We start from the raw sequence: 21,089 nt of genomic DNA on the forward strand, positions 1-21,089 counted from the left end.
ATTCACCGGGCTTTTTATTTTATGCTTTATCAACGCGTTAAGCTACGGTTTACGCAGCGACTTCACCTGCTCTGCCGTGATATCTCCCGGCAATCCGCCGAACGTTACGCGCAGGTAATTCACCATTTCGGCAATCTGCGCGTCGTTCAGGCGCTCCGCGAAGCCCGGCATCGGCTGCATGCTTTCGCCGCTAGGGAATTCCTGCGCCGGTAAGCCTTCAAGTACCGAAACAATCAGGTTACGGCCATCAGGCTGACGCAGCGTGGCGTTGTTTTGCATCGCCACGGCAACGTGCGGTTTGCCGGAACCGTCAGCCATATGACACCCGGAACACTGATCCAGATACGTGATGCGCCCGGCATCATTGCCGCCCTGCCCGATAACCACCGGGACAGCCGCAGGCGGTTTGTCGCCCAGCAGATAAGTGACGATCGCACGGTGATCGTCTTCGGTGAGATGACGGGTGCTGAGATCGACGACTTTGTGCATTTCATCAAATGCCGATCCCTGCGGTGCAATGCCGGTGGCGAGGAAACGGCTGAGATCTGCCGGGTTCCAGCCGCGCTGCGCCAGCGCCTGCGGGGTGATGTCCGGCGCGGTGATCCGCCCCAACGTTCCGCCCTTCAGGTTGTTATCGGTATGCATCTGCCCCAGCGCACCGCGTGGCGTATGACATTCGCCGCAATGGCCGAGCACATCCGTCAGATATTGCCCGCGCTGCCAGTCAGCAGAATCGCCCTGCGAACTGGCGGGGATCGGATCGGCGGTGCGGAACAACAGGTTCCAGCCAATCATCGCCATACGCTGGTTGAACGGGAACGGCATTTCGTTTTCCGGCACCGGCTGATTCACAGCCGGACGCGTCATCAGAAATGCGTACATGTCGTCAGAATCCTTGCGGGTCACGCCTTTATACGAGGTGTAAGGCATCGCCGGATACAGATGACGCCCGCCCGGCGCAACGCCTTGGGTCAGCGCCAGATAGAAATCATCCGACGTCCAGCGGCCGATGCCGTCATCTGCGGACGGCGTCAGGTTGCTGCCAAAGATTTTGCCGAACGGCGTTTCCAGCGGATAACCACCCGCCAGCGGTGCGCCGCCGGACGCGGTATGGCACGCGGCACAGTCGGACGCCTGAACCAGATAGCGGCCACGTTCAATCTGCGTGATGTCAGCCGTGACTTTTTGCACCGGCGCGTCCGGCGTGCGGTTTTCACGCCACCAGAGCACCGCCACGACGATGATAATCACCGCCAGCAGCAGGAAAAAAAGACGTTTTTTCATCACGCGTGCTCCCGGATCAGGCCTGGAGTTTTCATCACGACATCACGCACCGCTTCGTAATACCGCACGTAACCGGTACAGCGGCAGATGTGATTTTCCAGCGCCGCTTCAATCGCGCCTTCCAGCTCATTCAGTGCGATTGGATTTTTTTCCAGACGCTCAAGCAGCAACGTTGCCGCATTGACAAAGCCCGGCGTGCAGTAACCGCACTGGAAACTGTAATGTTCCAGAAATGCCTGCTGAACCGGCGACAGCGTGACTTCGCCTTTGTCATCGGTTTTGGCATGTCCTTCGACGGTACGCACTTTTTTGCCGTTAAAGAAATGTGCGCCGGTAATGCAGGTCCGCACTTCTTCGCTGGTGCCGCTTTCATGATCGACAATCGCCACGCAGGCGTGACAAATCCCCTGCCCGCAGCCGAGGCGGGAACCGGTCAGCGCCACATATTCGTGAAGAAAGTCGATCATCATCAGGCCTTCGGGAACGTCCAGCGGGCCGTAATGTTGATTGTTGATAGTCAGCTCTAAAGGCTGCGTTTTGATGCTCATTGTAAAACCTCACGAATATTTTCAGCACGGACGGGCAAATCACGGAAACGGTGGCCGGTGGCATGGGCGATGGCGTTCACCAGCGCGGCGACGACCGGGATCATCACCACTTCTGCCATGCCTTTCGGCGGATCGGTTTCCGAAAGCGCAGGCAGGATGTCGCTGGATTGTTTCCAGACGGCGACGTCGCTGGCGCGCGGCAAGTGGTAGCGGTTGAAGTTCCAGGTTCCGTTGCCCGGCCCGTCTTCGTACAGTGGCAAATACTCGTGTAATGCATGGCCGATGCCCATCGCCAGCCCGCCCTGCAACTGGCCGGAAACCAGTTCAGGCACGATCAGATTGCCGCACTCCATAATCGAATGATGCGTCAGCAACTCAACTTTACCGGTCGCGATTTCCACTGAGATTTCGGCCAGTGTGCCGACCGCGCTGTAATAGGTCACCGACGCGTTATTACGCTGGGTTGGCGGGTAATAGACGGCGTCGCGGTTGAGCGTCTGGTATTCGCCCGCGCCCTGACGCACTGACATCCCGTCGACAGACACGCGCTGACGGGTGTTGTTCAGCGTGAAATCGGCTTCTGCCCACTGCCAGCGGTTGAATACATGAACGGACGCGCCGGTCAGGCCTTTCATTTCATAAGCTTTTTTTGCCAGCGTTTCGAGGCTGAGAATTTGCATTCCGTTAGCCGTCAGGCCGCCATCCACCCAGCGCGCATCTTCTTTGCGCACGATGTACGGCGCAGCCTGTCCGCCGCCAATACCGGTTTGCCAGATTGCCATCGCCGCAGGCCACAGGCCGTGGTCGAAGATCAGGCGCGCCGCTTCGCGGGTGCTGTGTGAGAAGTAATAGGCCGAGTTACTGGCGCTGGACGGCGAACAGTACGACGGCGACCAGCGCGGGTTGGTTTGCAGTTTGTCCTGATCTTCCTGCGACATAATGTACGGATCGCCGCTGGTTTCCACCGGCAGTACGGACCAGTCGGTTACCGAGAAATGTGCCTGTTCAGCCGGTTTCCCCAGCCATTCAGCGCATAACACGGACTGAGACGTGGACATTCCCGTGCCCATTTCTGCTCCGCTGTGCCACAGGCTGATTTGCCCGTTTTCACTGACTTCCACGCGGGCAAAAGAGGTTTCTGCCCCGGTGCCGAAGTCTTTCTGCACACAGCCAAAACCGACGCCGTAGCGCTTGCCCGGATTCTGGCTTTCAAAGTCTGCCTTGCGCTTCTGACGCTCCGTCCATAACGGATGAACAGCAGCTTTTTCCAGTACTTCATCCGCACGGATTGCGCCCGCCGGAATGGCGCCCTGGGTATTTTTCATGCCGGATTTCAGGACGTTTCGCATGCGGAATGCGATCGGATCCAGTTTCAGTTCAGCGGCCAGTTCATCCATCATCATTTCGGTGGCGGCCATGCTTTGCAGCGTGCCGTAACCGCGTGCGGAACCGGCATCCAGCGCCCGGGAGGCCAGTCCGACGGCGGATAAATCACTTTTCGGGAAGTAGTAAATCGACTGCGCAGCGGTTGCGCCGACCATCACAACGGACGGCGTAAAGTTGCTGCGGCCGCCGCCGTCTGCGGTCATCGCGGCGTGAAATGACTGAAGCATGCCGGTTTCGCGGTTCACGGCAATGTCGTAGTTCATATCAAACGCATGGCGCTTGAGCGAAGACTGGAACTGTTCGAAGCGGTCGTTCGCCAGACGTACCGGCGCGCCGTCGCCGTACATCGCCGCCACAGCGCCGTAGTACGGGAAGTTATAGTGATCTTTCGAACCGTAACCGACGGTATAACACGGATGCAGGATCAGCGTTTTCACCGTGCGGTGACCTTTTGCCATCATGCGCGGCATTTCGTCAGCCACTTCCTGCGGCGATTGCGTTGGCACCACCATATGCAGCGTTTGCGAAGCGGCGTCGTACCAGCCGTTGGCGTTATCCGGTTCAAGCGCAGACGTATCCACCGATTGCGTGGTAAAACGGCGCGACATCACCAGCCAGCCCGGCGGTGGCGTTTTCAGCTCGTCAGCCATTTCACCGGCATAGAACATCCCCTGCTCGTCCAGCTTGCCGCCTTCGCGCCCTTCCGGCCAGACCGGCAGATGTTTGCGCATGCCCACCGGGAAGACCGGCATATCTTTCAGGCTGGAGAACGCATCGTCTTCATACGCCGTTTCACCCCCGACGCGAACAAAGCGGAAAGTCCCCCACGGATCACGTTCAAGCGGCCCGGTTTTTTCGCCATAACGCACCACGCCATCTTTAAATTTCAGGGCATTTTTAGCGAAACGGAATCTGGCAAAATCCTGATAGACCAGAATCGCCACGGCCTGCCCGAGATAGGCGGGCGTTTTGCCTTCCGGCAGGAGCATGTCTTCGCCGTAAAACGCCGGGAACGCCAGACCGTCGCGCGCCAGCACATCGGCAGTGACCAGCTGATCTGGCTGTAAATCATCGCCGAGCAGCGATAAATCCAGCCCGGAATAAACACGGTCAGCCTGCGTTACGCGCAGGATAAAGGCATGGGCCTGTTTTTGCGGCCAGTGCGGCATGTCTTTGGCGCGGATATCGCGGGCAAAGACTTTTTGCCCCATAACCTTCGCTTTGCCATCGATACGGAAACGGACGCGTTTGTTTTGCGCATCCCATTGTGGTGACTGGAGAATTTTCTCTTCGAACAGCGCGGCGTAGGCCTTGCTGTGCAACGGGGCGAGATAAACAGAGACGCCAGCGATCACAGCGCCTTTGACAAAGCGCCGCCTGGACGGGTTGAAATTGCTCATAAATTTCCTTGCTTCTTATTGTCTTTCTTATTTTTCGGCACATTTACAGCTTGCAACAAATGCTGTAAATACCGCTTATCGCGGGTGATTATAGGTTTTCAGTTCGAATTAAGTAATGATCGAATACACATTTTTAATATTTCGTTCACAAACTTGCGCAAAAAAATGGGATAATTATTTGTGTTGCGCAAACAATGTACAAAAGGGATAGACGCAGATATGGCAGGCATTCTTCTTCTCGCGGCGGGTTCAGGAAACCGGTTTCTCGCAGCGGGCGGCACGGGCAATAAACTCAATGCGGTAATGACGGAAACAGCAGAAAATTCTGTGACGGTTTTCGACGCCACGCTGGCGCAGGTAATAGCCAGCGGAATGCCGGTTCACGTCATTACCCGCCCGGATAATGTGCCGGTTCAGGCCAGTTGCGCACGCGCGAAGGTGCCGGTGACGCTGGCCGAAACGGGCGGAACCGGTGAGTCTATTGCAGCAGGCGTGCGGGATACACCGGACTGGGACGGCTGGTTAATTCATCTTGCGGACATGCCTTTTGTGACACCGGATATTTTTATCGCCGTGGCTGATACCTTGCGCAGCACTTCGATTGTTCGCCCTTACTGGCAAAACGAACCGGGGCATCCGGTAGGATTTGCCTGCCTGCTCAGGGAAAAGTTGCTGCAACTGCGCGGCGACCAGGGCGCGCGGGAACTGCTCCACAGCCATGAAATGCTGCGCGTAGATTTTAATAATCCGGCGTTGATCCGCGATATCGATCTGCCTTCCCAACTTTCAGCACGCGTTTCAGACGGAAATATGTATGCAACATCTTGATAATCAGGTCATCGCGCAGGCCAGCGACTGGCTGACGCGCCATCCGGTCTGGCTGTGTACCGTGCTGACAACTTACGGTTCTTCCCCGCGAGCGCCCGGTGCGCTGCTGGTTGCTGCCAGCGACGGGCGATACTGCGGTTCGCTGTCCGGCGGCTGTGTGGAAGAAGATTTCTTACAACGCATCGCGGCGGGTGAATATCAGCAGGCCAGTCAGATTGTGCGTTATGGCGAAGGTGGCCTCACGCCCAATATCGCGCTGCCGTGCGGGGGTTCGCTCGACGTACTGATTGAATATCTCCCTGCCACGGCCGGAAACCGCGAGTATCTGCAAAAAATGGGCATGGCGCTGGCCGGACATTACGCACTGGATAAATCGCTCACGCTGCCTGCGGCCTGTGATCATCTGGCGCTGACGACTTACCGTAATTCCACTCAGGTGATGCGCGACGGCGACTGTGTGATGTTGCATCTTGCCGCCCCGCCGCAGTTGCTGATCGCCGGGCTGTCGAACGTCGCGCTGTATTGTGCGGATTTCGCCTGTGCGCTGGGTTTTGAAGTGGTGATTTGTGAATGCCGCGAAGAGATTCTGGAAAACTTTTTGCCCGCGCTGAAACCGGAGATCAGGCTGGAAAAACAGTTTCCGGCGCGGTATCTCGAGCAGCAAGGTTGCCACGCCAACACGGCGATTGTGGCGCTGACGCACGATCCGCGAATGGATGATCTGACGCTGATGGAAGCCATTAATACACCGGCGTTTTATATCGGTGCGATGGGCTCACAGCGCAACAGCGCAAGGCGACGAGAGCGCTTGCAAACTATTGCTGATTTCACGACGCAGGATTTCGCACGGCTTCACGCGCCGGTGGGTTTAGCTATTGGCAGCAAAACCCCGGCTGAAATTGCGCTGGCAGTGATGGCTGACATTGTGAAACACAAGAACGGAATAGCGCAGGAAAACGCCGCAGCCTGAAACAATGGCTGATTCCGGCGCACAAAAAAAGCCTGAGGAAACCTCAGGCTTTTTTATCCGGTTTACCGGAGATTACGAACGGGTAAGCTGCAGCTGACCGCTTTTATCCAGCGGAATTTGAGTGCCCGGATCGTGGTCCATACGAACTTTCCCTTGCTGATCGCCTATTTTGTAGGTCACATCATACCCGAGCGTTTTGTCCTCTTTGTCGTACACGGTTTTACAGCGCTGCTGCTGAGTCGTGTAGGTATCATTTTCCTGCATGCTGCTCTGCACACGGTTACCGGCGTAACCACCACCCAGCGCACCGGCTACCGTCGCGACATCACGTCCGCGGCCACCGCCAAACTGGTGTCCCAATACGCCACCGGCAACGGCACCCAGCACGGAACCGGTAATCTGATGTTCATCCTGCACAGGACGACGGTGAGTCACCGTTACGTTGCGGCATTCCTGACGCGGGGTTTTAGTGGTCTCTTTGATTGGCGTCGCGCTGACAACCTGCGCGTACTCCGGACCCGATGAAAAAACGTTCATGCTCGCAACGCCAGCAATGCCCAACGCCGCAGCCACTCCGATACCGACCCCAGCTAACATTGACTTGTTCACAGGACTTCCTCCGAAAATGTTACCACGCAATTGTCCCGGTTTCGGGGACACCTCAGCGGACAGCAACACATCTGAGGAGCGGCGTGCGTGAATCGCCTTCTGTAAACTTATTGTTAAGTCTGCACAAGGAAACGTAAGTGAACAATAAGACGAACTCTGTAAGTGAGAGGAATGACGGGTGTAACGGGGTGTTTCAGAGAATTCTTAGCTGACAAAGTAAAAACGGCAGAATCTTATGCTTTTTGTATGGAGAATGTGAAAAATGAAAAAAGCCTGTAAGAAACAGGCTTTTAGGTATGAAACGATTCAGCCAGCTCAGAAAAAAAGCCGGCTGTTCAGAATCAGTGCAGTTTCAGACGCGGACGGATCACACGGTTGATCCCGCCGACCAGCATCATCAGGCCGGTTTTAATGTAACCGTGCAGCGCAATCTGGTGCATGCGGTATAGGGAAACATAAACCAGACGCGCCATACGCCCTTCGATCATCATCGAGCCACGCATCAGGTTCCCCATCAGGCTGCCGACTGTACTGAAACGCGACAGAGAAACCAGTGAACCATGGTCTTTGTAGACGTACGGTTTCAGGCTCTGCCCTTTACGCTGCGCCATGATGTTAGCGAAGCAACGGGACGCCATCTGGTGCGCGGACTGCGCGCGCGGCGGCACAAAACCACCGGAAGGCTGCGGGCAGGACGCGCAGTCGCCGATCGCATAAATGTTCGGATCACGCGTGGTTTGCAGCGTCGGTTCGACCACTAACTGGTTGATGCGGTTAGTCTCCAGACCTGCGATATCTTTCATGAAATCAGGTGCCTTGATCCCGGCAGCCCAAACCATCAGGTCAGCATCAATGAATTCGCCGGACTTGGTGTTCAGGCCGTTTTTATCGGCGCTGGTCACCATGGTTTGCGTCAGCACGCGAACGCCCAGTTTGGTCAGTTCCTGATGAGCAGCACCGGAAATGCGCGGAGGCAATGCAGGCAGAATACGTTCACCCGCTTCCACCAGCGTGACGTTCAGCGCATCGCTGTCCAGCCCTTCAAAACCGTAGCTGTGCAGCTGTTTCACTGCATTATGCAGCTCGGCAGACAGCTCAACGCCGGTCGCGCCGCCGCCGACAATCGCGATATTTACTTTCTTCTGCTTGTCAGCGCTTGCAGAGAATTTGAGGAACAGGTTCAGCATTTCGTTATGGAAACGGTGCGCCTGATGCGGGTTATCCAGGAAAATGCAGTTGTCTTTCACGCCCGGCGTACCGAAGTCGTTCGACGTACTGCCCAGCGCCATAACCAATGTGTCGTACGCGATGTCGCGAACGGGCACCAGAACTTCGCCGCTTTCATCACGGATTTCAGCCAGTTTGATGGTCTGATTTTCGCGATCGATATCGGTCAGCGAGCCAATCTGGAAAGTGAAACCGTGATTGCGGGCATGCGCCAGATAGCTCAGCGCGTCCACGCCGTCATCCAGGCTGCCGGTTGCCACTTCGTGCAACAGCGGTTTCCATAAATGGCTGTGGTTACGATCGACCAGAATGATTTCCGCTTTTTTCTTGCGGCCAAGTTTATGGCCCAGGCTGGTAGCCAGTTCCAAACCGCCGGCGCCACCGCCGATAATCACAATTTTCTTCATTGGTGATGTCAAAATGACCCCCTCAAATGTGAACCAATTGTTATATAAGAGTAAAAATATTATCCTTATATTACATAGGGTTGCTTAAGTTAAATCGGTATCTGAGATGGAGGATATCATGCGTGGTGATTTGGTCATACCAAAATTGATATAGGTCAATTTAAATTCATTTGATTAATTTGACTTAGTGAAATGGCATGTATTTTGACTTTTTTAAATCAGGGAGTTAGGACTGGGTATGCAGGTAAAAAACTTTTTGGCGTGAGATTCAGATATAAAAAAACCACCGCACAATGGCAGTGGTTTTCAGCGGTAAATGTTAATCAAATGATATTTTTAAAGGCTTTGATACGTTGCAGATGGGTCGAGATATCCTTGAATTTATGGGTCTGATGTTCATCCCATTCAACCGGATAATAATGGTGCAATTTCTCCGCCGTTTTGCTGCTGTCGAGTACGCCATCTTCACGGGATAAAATGACCAGACAACGGTCGCGGTTCTTCTCGCGAAAATCACTGATACATTTGGTGGCGATATCTTCGTATTCTTCCGGCCGGTCTATTTTCCCGGCCATATTATCCTGCGGCGATAAGTTCGGGTTGAACATCACCTGACGGATGCCGCACAGAAAACCGATGCGTTCAGCCCAGAATCCGCCGAGCCCTACTCCGCAGATCAGCGGCAGTTTATCGGTGGTTTCGTGCAGCACTTTATCGACTTCTTTCAGCAAATGTTGCATGTCATGACGCGGGTGCAGCGTGCTGTAACTGATAAAGCGCACGTCCGGGTCAATAAACTGGAGTTGCAGCACTTTCTCGTGGTTACCGGGACTGGTTGAATCGAAACCATGTAAATAGATAATCATCGTTTACCTCATCCTGAATGTGCGTTGACACCCTCAGACCCGCTGAAAAATGTTAACGGGTCGCCTGTTTGTGCTCCTGCCAGCGGGCATCAAGCGTCGTTAATTCACGGTTCGCCTGTTTCCAGCGGCTTGAATTCATCAGGTCCTGACGGGCCTGTTTTCCACTGTACAGCCCACGATGATACAACTGTGCAACACGCTCAGCTTTGACCGGTGACAGGTTATCCAGCACGCTGACGGCACCTTCACGGTGATTGCACACCAGGATCATGTCGCATCCGGCATCCAGAGAAGCCTGCCCGCGTTCGGCATAGCTGCCCATAATCGCAGCGCCTTCCATCGATAAGTCATCGGAGAATATCACGCCGTCGAATTTCAGTTCTTTACGTAACACTTCCTGTAACCAGTACGGCGAACCGCTGGCCGGACGCGGATCAACCTGAGTATAAATGACGTGCGCCGGCATTACGGCGTCGAGCAATTTACGCGCATTCAGCTGGCGGAAAATTGCCATGTCGTGCTCGCGGATTACGTCCAGCGGACGGTCGTCGCGCGGTGTTTCTTTATGAGAATCGGCGGTGACCGCGCCGTGCCCCGGGAAATGTTTGCCGGTGGTTTTCATGCCCGCCGAATGCATGCCGAGAATATATTGCTCCGCCATGTCGAGCGCTTTCTGCGGTTCGGCGTGGAAAGAACGTTCGCCAATCGCTGCACTGATATGGCCGATATCCAGCACCGGCGCGAAACTGATGTCGATGTCCATCGCAATCATTTCAGACGCCATCAGCCAGCCCGATTCCTGTGCCAGACGTCCGGCCTCGTGCGCTTCATTGAGCGCCGCAAAAGACTGGGCGGCAGGCAGGCGGGTGAAACCGTCGCGGAAACGCTGTACACGGCCGCCTTCCTGGTCAACGGCCAGCACCAGACGATCGTGCGAAGCGGCGCGGATCTGGCGGATCAGTTCATGTAACTGGTCAACGTCATGGTAGTTTCGGGTGAACAGAATCAGCCCGCCAACCAGCGGGTGCTGCAAAATTTCACGTTCTTCGGCATCCAGCTCGTAGCCAGCCACATCCAGCATTACAGGTCCCAGCAAAATGGACGCTCCTTTTAAGTTTTCACATGTTAATCATGGGCACGGCCAAACAGCCTGACCCGCAGCGGCTGCGCCCATTCACTGTATTTCTTATCAGCGGTCTGCGCCCAGCGGACTTCAAACCACAGCAGCATCAGATAATCCACCCACGGCAACCAGCGGCTAATCTGCTGGCGGAAAAGCGGGAGATCCTGATAACCGCCCACCTCAGCATATTCACGAAGAAACGCGTCCTGCTGAAGCGGATCTAAACCATTGCCACGAAACAGCGCTGCAAATTCGAGCGCAATATCGCCGTCGGCGGCATATTCCCAGTCAATGATCCGCACGCCCTTCTCCGTTTCCAGCAGGTTTCCCGCGTGGATATCCATATGAAGAAGCGCCATTTTCAGTGGCACGGGCAATTTACGCCGTATCATTTTCTGGTGTAGCGCCAGCCAGCGCGGTGTCAGCCTGCGCCGGTCAATATGCTGCCAGTAACGGGCAAACTGACGGCGTAAATCCAGCGGATAACCGGAACATGCCAGCCGGTGCAGTTTTGCCAGGCTCCCGCAGACGGATTTCTGCCCCTGCACGGAGACAAACGCCGCCTCACTGAGCGGCACACCTGCAATCCATTCCACCAGTAACCACGGCGGTGAACTGAGTCTGACACAAGGCCCCAGACTCTGCCGCGCAATACGCCGCAAAATGGCATGTTCACGCTGTCTTTCCACACCGGCGTTCCGGCGTTCACCTGACTGATGACGCGCCAGCATATCGCCTGCCGGAGAAGCAATTTTCCAGCTTTCACCCGTCAGACCGGCCACGGGTGATAAATGAAAACCGGCGGTTTTCACCGCCGGATAATGTTGCTCAATCAGTTGCTGTAGCTGATTTTCAGGGCTGAGTTCAGCCTTAATTTTGAACCGCACCGCGACCTGACCAGACAATTTCGCCGCTCGGCGCTGTCAGTAAACGCATCGACATTGTCGGCGCTTTCACATCGCCGCTCACCGTGCTGTAAAGCACGTACTGCGCTTTGACGATGTTGGCCAGCCCGATGGCTTTGCTCACAGACGACAGGCTGTCATCCGGAGATAAGCCGAGTGACTGCTTGGCGGAAGCCAGTTGATCCGCAGGCACCAGCTGGAACGTTGTGTTATTGGCCAGCGCACTGCGTAAAGCATCGGTTGCTTTGGAGGTTTGCAGTGTGCCATTAGTGCTGTTTTTCACGCCATCGACCAGCAGAACGCTGCCAGCCTGGACGCCATTGGCCTTGAGCATTTTTGCCAGCATCGGCTCAACGGTGGAAGTCCAGTCAATGCTGGCCAGTTTCGGCGGCTGCGGAACCGGCTGAATCTGCGGCTGCTCAGGAACCGGCGGATTGACCGGCGGCTGGGGTTGTTGCGGCTGCTGAGGTTGTTCAGGCTGCTGTGGCTGCGTTTGTTGTTGGTTTGGCAAAGTACAACCGCCCAGGATCAGTGCGGCCATCGCCACAATGAGAAAATACTTTTTCATCAACCTTCTCCGTACGAAAAATTAGAGATAAAGGTAAACACGCACGCTGTACGCATCAAGATTACCGTTCTGCGAACTGATCTTTACGCTGCTGTTTGCCGGCACCGTCACCGTCCGCGCTTCAGCGACCGGGAATAAATCCAGCCCCTGTTTATCGTACCAGTAGAAACGATAATGTAAGGTCACAGGATGTGGCTGGTTGTTATCCAGTGTGCTGGTGGCTTTTTTCTGCCCGCCTGAATCCGACACCGATGGCGAACCTGGGATGATTCCCGCCGTCAGGACGGGAGATTCCATCACCACCCGTTGCTGATTGTTCAGTGCAATGCCCGGTTTGCTGCTACAACCTATCAGCAAAACGACCGGCAATAACGCCATCAATAAACGCATGTTTATCCTTACTGACGTGACAGCAATGGACCGAGCGATCGGCCACCGACCAGATGCATGTGGATATGATAAACCTCCTGCCCTGCGTCACGGTTGCAGTTGACGATCAGACGGTAGCCGCTTTCTGCGATCCCTTCCTGTTCGGCGATTTTCGCCGCGACCGTCATCATGCGGCCGAGAGCGGCTTCATGGCTGGCATCAACATCGTTCATCGTTGGGATCAGGACATTCGGGATAATCAGAATATGGCTTGGCGCCTGGGGAGAAATATCGCGGAACGCCGTGACTAACTCATCCTGGTAAACCACATCGGCAGGGATTTCACGGCGAATAATTTTGCTGAAAATTGTCTCTTCGGCCATCTTAACTGTCCTTAACAAAGTAAAAAGCGTTGTACGCAGTATGGGTTAGAATTTCCATTCCTTTCAACCTGATTACGCTTTTTGATGCTTAATTGACGCAGAAAACGCCACCCGAAGGCGGCGCTGTCTCTATCCACAAACCGCAGGAATGAAAAAAGGAGGCCGAAGCCTCCTTTCTCAGAACCAGACAGCGTTCACCATTAATGGTTACGCATGTACTCATCCATGTCTGTTTTCAGGTTATCGGACTTGGTACCGAAGATTGCCTGAACACCAGAACCTGCCACAACCACACCTGCCGCACCCAGTTTTTTCAGGCCAGCCTGATCAACTTTAGAGACGTCGGCTACGCTGACGCGCAGACGCGTAATACAGGCATCGAGGTTAGTGATGTTTTCTTTACCGCCGAAAGCCTGAACCAGAGAAGCAGACATTTCAGAACCGCCCTGAGTAGAAGTTTCGCTGGTAGCGTCTTCACGGCCAGGCGTTTTCAGATCCAGTTTCGCAATCAGGAAACGGAAGATGCTGTAGTAAATCACCGCATACACTGCACCAACGATTGGGAACAGCCAGATTTTGCTGCTGTTGCCGCTCAGTACGATGAAGTCAATCAGACCGTGGGAGAAGCTGGTACCGTCACGCATACCCAACAGGATACAGATTGGGAATGCCAGACCGGCCAGAATCGCGTGGATCACATACAGGATCGGCGCCACGAACATGAAGGAGAATTCAATTGGCTCGGTGATACCGGTCAGGAACGCGGTCAGAGCAGCGGAAATCATGATACCGCCGACTTTGGCACGGTTCTCAGGTTTTGCTGAATGCCAGATAGCAACAGCCGCTGCTGGCAGACCGTACATTTTGAACAGGAAGCCGCCTGACAGTTTACCTGCAGTTGGGTCACCCGCCATGTAACGTGGGATATCGCCGTGGAAGACCTGACCGGCAGAGTTCACGTACTCACCGATTTGCATCTGGAATGGAACGTTCCAGATGTGGTGCAGACCAAACGGAACCAGCGCACGTTCAACCACACCGTAGATACCGAACGCAACCACCGGGTTCTGATAAGCAGCCCATTGTGAGAAGGTTTGGATACCTGTACCGATTGGAGGCCAGATGAAGGACAGAACCACACCCAGAATGATGGCAGCCAGACCAGAAATGATCGGAACAAAACGTTTACCCGCGAAGAAGCCCAGGTATTCAGGCAGCTTGATGCGATAGAAACGATTGAACATGTATGCCGCGATCGCACCGGAGATGATACCGCCCAGTACGCCGGTATCCGCCAGATGCTTAGCTGCGATTTCTTCAGCCGGCAAATGCAGAACCAGAGGTGCGACAACCGCCATGGTTTTCACCATGATGCCGTACGCAACAACCGATGCCAGTGCAGATACACCGTCGTTATTGGTGAAGCCTAATGCCACACCGATAGCGAAAATCAGAGGCATGTTAGCGAAGACTGAACCACCGGCTTCGGCCATAACATGGGAAACGATCATTGGCAGCCAGCTAAAGTTTGCAGAACCGACGCCCAGCAGGATACCTGCGATTGGGAGTACGGAAACTGGCAGCATTAGCGATTTACCGACCTTTTGAAGGTTTGCAAACGCGTTCTTAAACATAATTGAGTGTGCTCCTGAGTAATGATGCTTTTTGATACTTCATGCGATTTCGCTTAGTAGCGAACCGCTTTGCAAAGGCTCTGAGAGCCTTTTGCTGTCGGGTGTCTAAGCACCCCTTTTAATTTTTACGCAGGGTAAAATAATTCCCTTTGTTAATGTTTGATGGCAGTCACGTTTTTCTGAAAAATGCAGTAAGAGCGTATTAAAAACCCGCACTTACCCGCACAAAATCCGAAAAACGTGGCCCTGACACCGTGAAAAACGGTGCCAAGATACCTCAATATGGCGATTAATTACGAGATGAAAAATAAATCCGGAATATATGACTTAGCGAAAGCTTAGGTCAGAGAGGATGCATCGATGTGAAATAATCGTGAAAAGTTTGCTGTTGTCACTTCGGCCAGCTGTTCGACGCTGACGCCTTTCAAAACAGCCATGTAATCGGCCACATCACGCACGTAGGCAGGCTGATTTTCTTTACCGCGATGCGGAACCGGTGCCAGATACGGAGAATCGGTTTCTACCAGAAGACGGTCTAATGGCACATAACGGGCGACTTCGCGTAAGGATTCAGCATTTCGGAAAGTCAGGATGCCGGAGAAGGAGATGTAGAAACCGAGATCTAACAGGAATTCTGCGGTCGGGATATCTTCGGTGAAGCAGTGCAGAACGCCACCGCATTCACCGGCTTTCTCTTCTTTCAGAATATCGAGCGTATCCTGACGCGCATCGCGGGTGTGGACGATCACCGGTTTGTTCAGCTCACGGCCAACGCGGATGTGCTCACGGAAAGAGTCCTGCTGCAATTTCAGCTGATGTGCTTCTTTCTGATAAAAATAATCCAGACCTGTTTCGCCCATCGCCACCACTTTCGGGCTGGCAGCCAGATGTCGCAGCTCGGCAAAATCGTAGCCGTCATCAATGTTCAGCGGATGTACGCCGCAGGAAAAAGCCACTTGAGGACGGTCGCCAATCAGCTGTGCCATGGCCTCGTATCCCGGTAATGTGGTCGCAACGGCCAGCATAAATTTCACGTCACGCTCGCGGGCTTTTTCCAGCACGTTATCAACGCCGGAGTGCAGCTCGTTGTAATCCAGGCTGTCGAGATGGCAGTGGGAATCGACTAAAAACATAGTATTAACTCGTTACGGTCTGTTGATGATAATTCGGTTTCAGCGCGTCAGTGACGAACTGAAAAATGAGGAAGGAACGGAGCCGCGCAACATTTGCTCCCATTCCAGCAACTGCTCGGTCAGCAGCAGTTCGCGATTCACGCCCACGATGGAAAGTAACTGCTGGCGGCAGTGCATCCACGCATTGACGGATTGTTGCAGTGAAGCATTGGATTGCGCACTGGCAAGCAGGCTTATCAGGGGCTGCTGGTCGTGGTTAATGATGAAATGTCCGGCCTGTTGCTGCCATTTGATGGCATCAAGCAACAGCGTTGCCAGCCAGTACAGCCGGTCAGCGGCATCGTCATGATTGAGTTGCGGCAGTAACGAGAGCATATCCTGCTGCTGGCATTGGGTATAAAGCTGCTGGCACAGCGCCACACGTTGTTTCCAGCGCTCCGGCTGTAATAGTTCCAGCGCAGAGAGCGGCGCACCGTTGGTCAGCCGCAATGCGGTCTTAATCGCCACCGGATCCGCGCTGAGCTGGCGGTTGATCCACTGTACGGATAACGCCTCTTCCGGCACCGGCAGATGCCAGTAGAAACAGCGGCTGCGGATAGTGGCCAGCAACGCCGAAGGTTCACGGCAGCCCAGCAGGAAATAGGTCCCGGCAGGCGGTTCTTCCAGCGTTTTGAGCAAGGCGTTGGCCGCGGCTTCCGTCAGCAATTCCATCTGCGGGATCCACACCACTTTCGCGCCACCCTGCTGCGAGTAATTGTAGAGCGTTTCAATGAGCTGCCGAACCGGGTCGATGCCCAGCGAGTTTTTGCCTTTTTCAGGCAGCAAGGTATGCCAGTCAGGATGGTTTCCGGCGATCATCAGCTGGCAGCTGTGGCATTTACCGCAACTCTTTTCACCGTCTTTATGCTGGCAAAGCAACCAGCGGCTCAGGCCATAGACCAGTGCGTCATCGCCCATTCCCGCCGCAACGTGCATCAGCAGGGAATGATGACCACGCCCGGTCTGATATTGCCCGATTAACTGGCGGTAAGGGCCGCTGAGCCACGGATACCAACTCATGACATCAGGCCTTTTGCTGCCTGTTCGTCGAACCAGTTTTTCAGCGTCAGCTCGATGGAAGTTTTAACCTGTCCGATGGTCTGCGACGCATCAATAGTTTTGATGCGGCTGTCGGCGGCGGCAAGTTCGAGGTAACGCGCACGCGTACGCTCAAAGAATGGCAGCGCTTCCTGTTCGATACGATCCAGCTCACCGCGCGCACGGGCGCGTTGCAGGCCAACAGCCGGTGGCAGATCGAGATAAAGCGTGAGATCAGGACGGAAATCGCCCAGCACGGTGTCGCGCAATGAACTCATCAGTTTTGCATCGATACCGCGTCCGCCGCCCTGATAGGCTTGTGACGAGAGATCATGGCGATCGCCCACAACCCAGGCACCACGCGCCAGAGCAGGCAAAATCACGGTTTCAACCAGCTGAACGCGCGCGGCATAAAGCATCAGCACTTCCGCTTTTACGGTAGGTTTTTCGCCGTCCACGCCACATTTGAATAAGTCACGCAGCTTTTCTGCCAGCGGCGTACCGCCCGGCTCACGGGTAAACACAATGTCTTCCACACCATGCTGGCGCAGCGCATTCACAACCACGTCATGTGCGGTGGTCTTTCCTGCCCCTTCAAGGCCTTCGATTACAATGAAGTTACTTTTCATTCTTGTTTTTCAGAGCCTCTAAATACACACGAACCGCCTTGTTGTGGTTCACAAGGTTAGTACTAAAAGTATGCCCGCCTTTGCCGTCTGCGACAAAATAAAGATAGGGCGTTTTTGCGGGATGCGCTGCAGCCTGGAGCGAAGCTTCGCTCGGCATCGCGATTGGCGATGGCGGCAAACCGGTAATGACGTAAGTATTGTAAGGCGTCGGCGTTTCCAAATCTTTTTTGGTGATATTACCGGTGTAGTTTTCGCCCATACCGTAGATGACCGTCGGATCAGTTTGCAAACGCATGCCGATACGAAGACGGTTGATAAAGACGGAAGCCACTTCCGGGCGTTCATCTTTTACGGCGGTTTCTTTTTCGATAATCGACGCCATCGTCACCATATCGGCGGGCGTTTTATACGGCAGTGAGTCCGCGCGGCCTTTCCAGATGTCGGCAACGGTTTTTTCCATCCGCACGTGCGCACGTTTGAGCAGAGAAATGTCGGTCATCCCGGCGGTGTAATGATAGGTATCGGGATAGAGCCAGCCTTCTGCATTTTTGGTGTCGGTAATGCCTAATGCCGCCGCAATCTCTTCGCCACTCTTGCCGTTCAGCTCATGCTTCAGATATTCCGACTTTTCCATCACTTTCATCCAGTCACTCAGTTTGAAACCTTCCACAAAGCGGATGCTGAACTGCGCTTCTTTGCCGCTTTTCAGTAATTCCAGCATCTGACGGACGGTCATTCCCTTTTCGAGACGATACGTGCCGGCTTTGAACTCGCTCAGTTCAGGCTCAAGGCGTAATAACCACGGGAACCAGTGACTTGATTTAATCAGTTTTTTATCAATGAGCAGCGTTTCCAGCGCCACACGCCCCGTACCGGCTGGCAGGGTGAAAATGGTTTCGCTGCTGACGTTGATCGGGCGGTCGGCGAACTGCTTCACTTTATGGTAACTCAGCGCCGCCAGCCCAAGCAGGATCAGGACAATCAGGGCGAAAAATTTCGTTTTTTTGTTCGTCATTGTTTGTTCACTTTTTAAAAGCTCTGGTGCAGGAAATTGTACAAATGCCGCCCGGCGTAATGACGTTCACAGGCTTCTGCCACCGGTAAAATGGGCATCAGTGCATTACAAATCAGGATTTCGTCAGCATCCGATAGTGTTTCGGGCGTTTCAGAGACCTGATGTAAAACCCAGGGAGAGGCTGATTCAATCACGCGGATAAGATGCTGACGCATAATCCCGTCGACGCCCGACTGCGATAAATCCGGCGTAAAGACCTGATTTCCTTTGCGCCAGAATAAATTGGCCGCACAGCATTCCACCAGGCAACCGGAGGTGTCAACCACCAGCGCTTCATTGGCGTCTGTCTGGTCAAGATGCATGCGGATCATGACCTGTTCAAGACGGTTGAGATGTTTAATTCCTGCCAGCAGGGGATTTTTGCTCAGCATCACCGGGCTTAACGCAAGCTTCACGCCGCGCTCGCGCCATTGGTGATACTGCGCCGGGTAACCCGATACCGACACAATACGTGTCGGGCCGCTGCATCCTGCCGTGCTGTAGCCACGCCCGCCCTGCCCGCGCGTCAAAATGGCTTTCACCACGCCCTCTTGCTCATGCTGCGCGGCCCCAACCATTTCACGCTCCAGCGCCTGCCAGTCCACGCCCTCAATTCGTAATACGTCAACCGCACGCTGCAAACGTTGCAGATGGGCGTCCAGAAACTGAATTTCGCCGTTCATCACTCTGGCCGTCGTAAAACAGCCATCGCCAAATTGCACCGAACGATCTCCTGCCGGCAATGCAGCTTGCGCCACACCGTTGATCCACATGGTTACTTCCTCCGGGCGTTAAGATTCTCTGACTGAAGAGCCTGCGCGAGCGGGCCTGTTGCATCAAGTGGAGCATTCTTACTTTATCGTACCGGGCCAGGCAGAGTGCTGGAACACGCATTTTGTTGAACTGCCGTTTGGCACAAGTCAGACCTTTTATGCAGACAGCAAAAAGGCCCAATAACGGGCCTTTTACAGACGGACAGATTTTTACCGGATTCAGATCTTGCGGAATACCAGCGAACCATTAGTGCCGCCAAAACCGAACGAGTTACACAGTGAGTAATTCAGATCTTTTACCTGACGCGCTTCATGTGCCACGAAGTCCAGATCACAGCCTTCATCCGGATTATCCAGATTGATGGTCGGTGGAACGGCCTGATCGCGTAAAGCAAGTAAGGTAAAGATAGATTCCACTGCGCCAGCGGCGCCCAGTAAGTGTCCGGTCATGGATTTGGTCGAGCTGACCAGCACTTTCTTTGCATCCGCACCAAAAACAGATTTAACCGCCTGCGCTTCAGCTTTATCGCCGGCAGCGGTAGATGTCCCGTGCGCGTTAATATAACCAATTTCGGAAGCAGAAATACCGGCATCGCGAAGTGCATTTTCCATAGCCAGAGCCGCACCCGCGCCATCTTCCGGCGGTGAAGTCATATGGAAAGCATCGCTGCTCATACCGAAACCAACAATCTCAGCATAAATTTTCGCACCGCGTTTACGGGCATGTTCGTACTCTTCCAGCACCATAATGCCTGCGCCGTCGCCGAGGACGAAACCATCACGATCTTTATCCCACGGACGGCTTGCCGCCTGAGGATTATCGTTACGGGTTGAAAGTGCACGTGCCGCGCCAAAACCACCCACACCCAACGGTGTACTGGCTTTTTCTGCGCCACCGGCCAGCATGACGTCCGCATCGTTATAAGCAATGATACGTGCCGCATGACCAATGTTGTGCACGCCAGAGGTACAAGCCGTAGCAATAGAAATACTCGGTCCGCGCAACCCAAACATAATGCTCAGATGACCGGCAATCATGTTAACGATGGTTGAGGGAACGAAGAAAGGGCTAATTTTACGAGGTCCGCCGTTAACCAATGAGGAATGGTTTTCTTCAATCAGACCAAGGCCGCCAATACCAGAACCAATCGCCGCACCAATACGCGTCGCATTCTCAGCATTTACTTCAAGCCCGGAGTCTTGCATCGCTTGAATACCGGCAGTAATACCATACTGAATAAAGGCGTCCATCTTGCGTGCATCTTTGCGGGAGATGAAGTCTTCACAGTTAAAATCTTTAACTAAGCCAGCAAAACGCGTTGCATAGGCACTAGTATCAAAATGGTCGATTAGGCTAATGCCACTCTGACCGGCAAGGAGAGCGTTCCAAGTGGACTCTACAGTATTGCCGACAGGAGACAGCATGCCCAGTCCAGTCACTACAACTCGACGCTTAGACACGTGTGTCCTCCAGGGAGGGAAAAAGTAGTAATACCGTGGGATATAAAAAACTTAGGCGGTCGAATGACCGCCTAACTATCTAAACTTAAAGCATGTACGCTTACTGTTGGCTAGCGTTGATAAAATCAATAGCTGCCTGAACAGTAGTGATTTTTTCAGCTTCTTCGTCAGGGATCTCGGTATCAAACTCTTCTTCCAGAGCCATAACCAGCTCAACGGTGTCGAGAGAATCAGCGCCAAGGTCGTCTACGAAAGATGCAGCATTCACTACTTCTTCCTGTTTAACACCCAGCTGTTCAACGATGATTTTCTTAACGCGTTCTTCGATAGTGCTCATACTCTTAAATTTCCTATCAAAACTCGCTTTCGCGATGGTTTTCGTAGTGTATAAAATGTTGAAAAAGATGCAACTAAATCCAGGCTGGTCAAACCACGAATTTGCTCTATTTTGCGGT

21 protein-coding genes are annotated in these 21,089 nt (G+C 53.9%); 2 read left to right on the forward strand and 19 right to left on the reverse strand.

All coding sequences use genetic code 11. The annotated features are described in order from the left end of the window. Positions 1-42: 42 nt before the first annotated feature. The 3 genes from IV433_RS09505 to IV433_RS09515 are packed head-to-tail and all read right to left on the reverse strand — an operon-like array spanning position 43 to position 4,618. A complete protein-coding gene (locus tag IV433_RS09505; RefSeq protein ID WP_195814013.1) occupies positions 43-1,284 on the reverse strand; it encodes a cytochrome c in 1,242 nt (413 codons plus the stop codon). After that, positions 1,284-1,832: a (2Fe-2S)-binding protein gene (locus IV433_RS09510; RefSeq protein ID WP_195814014.1), complete on the reverse strand. Its 549-nt coding sequence runs from the start codon at positions 1,830-1,832 to the stop codon at positions 1,284-1,286. The genes IV433_RS09505 and IV433_RS09510 overlap by 1 nt, the downstream gene beginning before the upstream one ends. Further along, positions 1,829-4,618, reverse strand: a complete 2,790-nt coding sequence (locus IV433_RS09515) for a xanthine dehydrogenase family protein molybdopterin-binding subunit (protein ID WP_195814015.1) — start codon at positions 4,616-4,618, stop codon at positions 1,829-1,831. Before IV433_RS09515 ends, IV433_RS09510 begins: the two co-directional genes overlap by 4 nt. Before the next feature lie 219 nt (positions 4,619-4,837). On the opposite strand from IV433_RS09515, the gene IV433_RS09520 reads away from it, so the two are divergent. Both IV433_RS09520 and IV433_RS09525 read left to right on the forward strand, forming a co-directional pair. Next, positions 4,838-5,446 (forward strand): nucleotidyltransferase family protein, encoded by a 609-nt coding sequence (locus IV433_RS09520; RefSeq protein ID WP_195814016.1) that lies wholly within the window; start codon positions 4,838-4,840, stop codon positions 5,444-5,446. Beyond that, complete coding sequence (locus tag IV433_RS09525) at positions 5,433-6,416, forward strand: XdhC family protein (RefSeq protein WP_195814017.1); 984 nt, start codon at positions 5,433-5,435, stop codon at positions 6,414-6,416. The genes IV433_RS09520 and IV433_RS09525 overlap by 14 nt, the downstream gene beginning before the upstream one ends. Positions 6,417-6,488: 72 nt before the next feature. Here IV433_RS09525 and IV433_RS09530 read toward each other — a convergent pair whose 3' ends face one another. The 16 genes from IV433_RS09530 to acpP all read right to left on the reverse strand — a co-directional run bounded on the left by IV433_RS09530 (position 6,489) and on the right by acpP (position 20,971). Then, complete coding sequence (locus tag IV433_RS09530) at positions 6,489-7,025, reverse strand: glycine zipper 2TM domain-containing protein (RefSeq protein ID WP_152325613.1); 537 nt, start codon at positions 7,023-7,025, stop codon at positions 6,489-6,491. A 341-nt stretch (positions 7,026-7,366) separates the two neighbouring features. Then, positions 7,367-8,671, reverse strand: a complete 1,305-nt coding sequence (locus IV433_RS09535; protein ID WP_195814018.1) for an NAD(P)/FAD-dependent oxidoreductase — start codon at positions 8,669-8,671, stop codon at positions 7,367-7,369. Positions 8,672-8,982: 311 nt separating this feature from the next. After that, positions 8,983-9,525 carry an alpha/beta hydrolase YcfP gene (gene ycfP / locus IV433_RS09540; protein WP_195814019.1) on the reverse strand — a complete coding sequence of 181 codons (543 nt, stop codon included), beginning with the start codon at positions 9,523-9,525 and terminating at the stop codon, positions 8,983-8,985. A 52-nt stretch (positions 9,526-9,577) separates the two neighbouring features. Beyond that, on the reverse strand, positions 9,578-10,618 hold the full coding sequence (gene nagZ, locus IV433_RS09545) for a beta-N-acetylhexosaminidase (protein WP_229893326.1): 1,041 nt from the start codon (positions 10,616-10,618) through the stop codon (positions 9,578-9,580). A 32-nt stretch (positions 10,619-10,650) separates the two neighbouring features. After that, positions 10,651-11,553 carry a phosphotransferase gene (locus IV433_RS09550; protein ID WP_370530256.1) on the reverse strand — a complete coding sequence of 301 codons (903 nt, stop codon included), beginning with the start codon at positions 11,551-11,553 and terminating at the stop codon, positions 10,651-10,653. Beyond that, positions 11,519-12,121 (reverse strand): penicillin-binding protein activator LpoB, encoded by a 603-nt coding sequence (gene lpoB / locus IV433_RS09555; RefSeq protein WP_195814020.1) that lies wholly within the window; start codon positions 12,119-12,121, stop codon positions 11,519-11,521. The genes IV433_RS09550 and lpoB overlap by 35 nt, the downstream gene beginning before the upstream one ends. Positions 12,122-12,142: 21 nt before the next feature. After that, positions 12,143-12,511 carry a YcfL family protein gene (locus IV433_RS09560; RefSeq protein WP_195814021.1) on the reverse strand — a complete coding sequence of 123 codons (369 nt, stop codon included), beginning with the start codon at positions 12,509-12,511 and terminating at the stop codon, positions 12,143-12,145. Between the two features lie 8 nt (positions 12,512-12,519). After that, positions 12,520-12,873 carry a purine nucleoside phosphoramidase gene (gene hinT / locus IV433_RS09565; protein ID WP_195814022.1) on the reverse strand — a complete coding sequence of 118 codons (354 nt, stop codon included), beginning with the start codon at positions 12,871-12,873 and terminating at the stop codon, positions 12,520-12,522. A gap of 200 nt (positions 12,874-13,073) precedes the next feature. Continuing rightward, positions 13,074-14,507, reverse strand: coding sequence for a PTS glucose transporter subunit IIBC (gene ptsG, locus IV433_RS09570; RefSeq protein ID WP_195814023.1), 1,434 nt, complete (start codon positions 14,505-14,507; stop codon positions 13,074-13,076). 338 nt (positions 14,508-14,845) lie between these two features. Continuing rightward, positions 14,846-15,640 carry a metal-dependent hydrolase gene (locus IV433_RS09575; protein WP_195814024.1) on the reverse strand — a complete coding sequence of 265 codons (795 nt, stop codon included), beginning with the start codon at positions 15,638-15,640 and terminating at the stop codon, positions 14,846-14,848. Between the two features lie 39 nt (positions 15,641-15,679). Next, positions 15,680-16,699 carry a DNA polymerase III subunit delta' gene (gene holB / locus IV433_RS09580; RefSeq protein WP_195814025.1) on the reverse strand — a complete coding sequence of 340 codons (1,020 nt, stop codon included), beginning with the start codon at positions 16,697-16,699 and terminating at the stop codon, positions 15,680-15,682. Continuing rightward, positions 16,696-17,346 (reverse strand): dTMP kinase, encoded by a 651-nt coding sequence (tmk, locus tag IV433_RS09585; RefSeq protein ID WP_195814026.1) that lies wholly within the window; start codon positions 17,344-17,346, stop codon positions 16,696-16,698. Before tmk ends, holB begins: the two co-directional genes overlap by 4 nt. Beyond that, positions 17,336-18,361: an endolytic transglycosylase MltG gene (mltG, locus tag IV433_RS09590; protein ID WP_195814027.1), complete on the reverse strand. Its 1,026-nt coding sequence runs from the start codon at positions 18,359-18,361 to the stop codon at positions 17,336-17,338. The genes tmk and mltG overlap by 11 nt, the downstream gene beginning before the upstream one ends. A 14-nt stretch (positions 18,362-18,375) precedes the next feature. Then, on the reverse strand, positions 18,376-19,173 hold the full coding sequence (gene pabC, locus IV433_RS09595) for an aminodeoxychorismate lyase (RefSeq protein WP_195814028.1): 798 nt from the start codon (positions 19,171-19,173) through the stop codon (positions 18,376-18,378). Between the two features lie 219 nt (positions 19,174-19,392). Continuing rightward, entirely contained in the window at positions 19,393-20,634 is a 1,242-nt protein-coding gene (fabF, locus tag IV433_RS09600) for a beta-ketoacyl-ACP synthase II (protein ID WP_195814029.1), read from the reverse strand. A 100-nt stretch (positions 20,635-20,734) separates the two neighbouring features. Then, a complete protein-coding gene (gene acpP, locus IV433_RS09605; protein ID WP_015690190.1) occupies positions 20,735-20,971 on the reverse strand; it encodes an acyl carrier protein in 237 nt (78 codons plus the stop codon). Between the last annotated feature and the right edge of the window lie 118 nt (positions 20,972-21,089).

The organism is Rahnella laticis, from assembly GCF_015644585.1.
GTDB lineage: Bacteria > Pseudomonadota > Gammaproteobacteria > Enterobacterales > Enterobacteriaceae > Rahnella > Rahnella laticis.

Coding starts and splice junctions, on each gene's coding strand:
- IV433_RS09505 (WP_195814013.1), bottom strand. CDS start 1,284: ATGAAAAAACGTCTTTTTTTCCTGCTGCTGGCGGTGATTATCATCGTC.
- IV433_RS09510 (WP_195814014.1), bottom strand. CDS start 1,832: ATGAGCATCAAAACGCAGCCTTTAGAGCTGACTATCAACAATCAACAT.
- IV433_RS09515 (WP_195814015.1), bottom strand. CDS start 4,618: ATGAGCAATTTCAACCCGTCCAGGCGGCGCTTTGTCAAAGGCGCTGTG.
- IV433_RS09520 (WP_195814016.1), top strand. CDS start 4,838: ATGGCAGGCATTCTTCTTCTCGCGGCGGGTTCAGGAAACCGGTTTCTC.
- IV433_RS09525 (WP_195814017.1), top strand. CDS start 5,433: ATGCAACATCTTGATAATCAGGTCATCGCGCAGGCCAGCGACTGGCTG.
- ycfP (WP_195814019.1), bottom strand. CDS start 9,525: ATGATTATCTATTTACATGGTTTCGATTCAACCAGTCCCGGTAACCAC.
- lpoB (WP_195814020.1), bottom strand. CDS start 12,121: ATGAAAAAGTATTTTCTCATTGTGGCGATGGCCGCACTGATCCTGGGC.
- IV433_RS09560 (WP_195814021.1), bottom strand. CDS start 12,511: ATGCGTTTATTGATGGCGTTATTGCCGGTCGTTTTGCTGATAGGTTGT.
- hinT (WP_195814022.1), bottom strand. CDS start 12,873: ATGGCCGAAGAGACAATTTTCAGCAAAATTATTCGCCGTGAAATCCCT.
- ptsG (WP_195814023.1), bottom strand. CDS start 14,507: ATGTTTAAGAACGCGTTTGCAAACCTTCAAAAGGTCGGTAAATCGCTA.
- IV433_RS09575 (WP_195814024.1), bottom strand. CDS start 15,640: ATGTTTTTAGTCGATTCCCACTGCCATCTCGACAGCCTGGATTACAAC.
- holB (WP_195814025.1), bottom strand. CDS start 16,699: ATGAGTTGGTATCCGTGGCTCAGCGGCCCTTACCGCCAGTTAATCGGG.
- tmk (WP_195814026.1), bottom strand. CDS start 17,346: ATGAAAAGTAACTTCATTGTAATCGAAGGCCTTGAAGGGGCAGGAAAG.
- mltG (WP_195814027.1), bottom strand. CDS start 18,361: ATGACGAACAAAAAAACGAAATTTTTCGCCCTGATTGTCCTGATCCTG.
- pabC (WP_195814028.1), bottom strand. CDS start 19,173: ATGTGGATCAACGGTGTGGCGCAAGCTGCATTGCCGGCAGGAGATCGT.
- acpP (WP_015690190.1), bottom strand. CDS start 20,971: ATGAGCACTATCGAAGAACGCGTTAAGAAAATCATCGTTGAACAGCTG.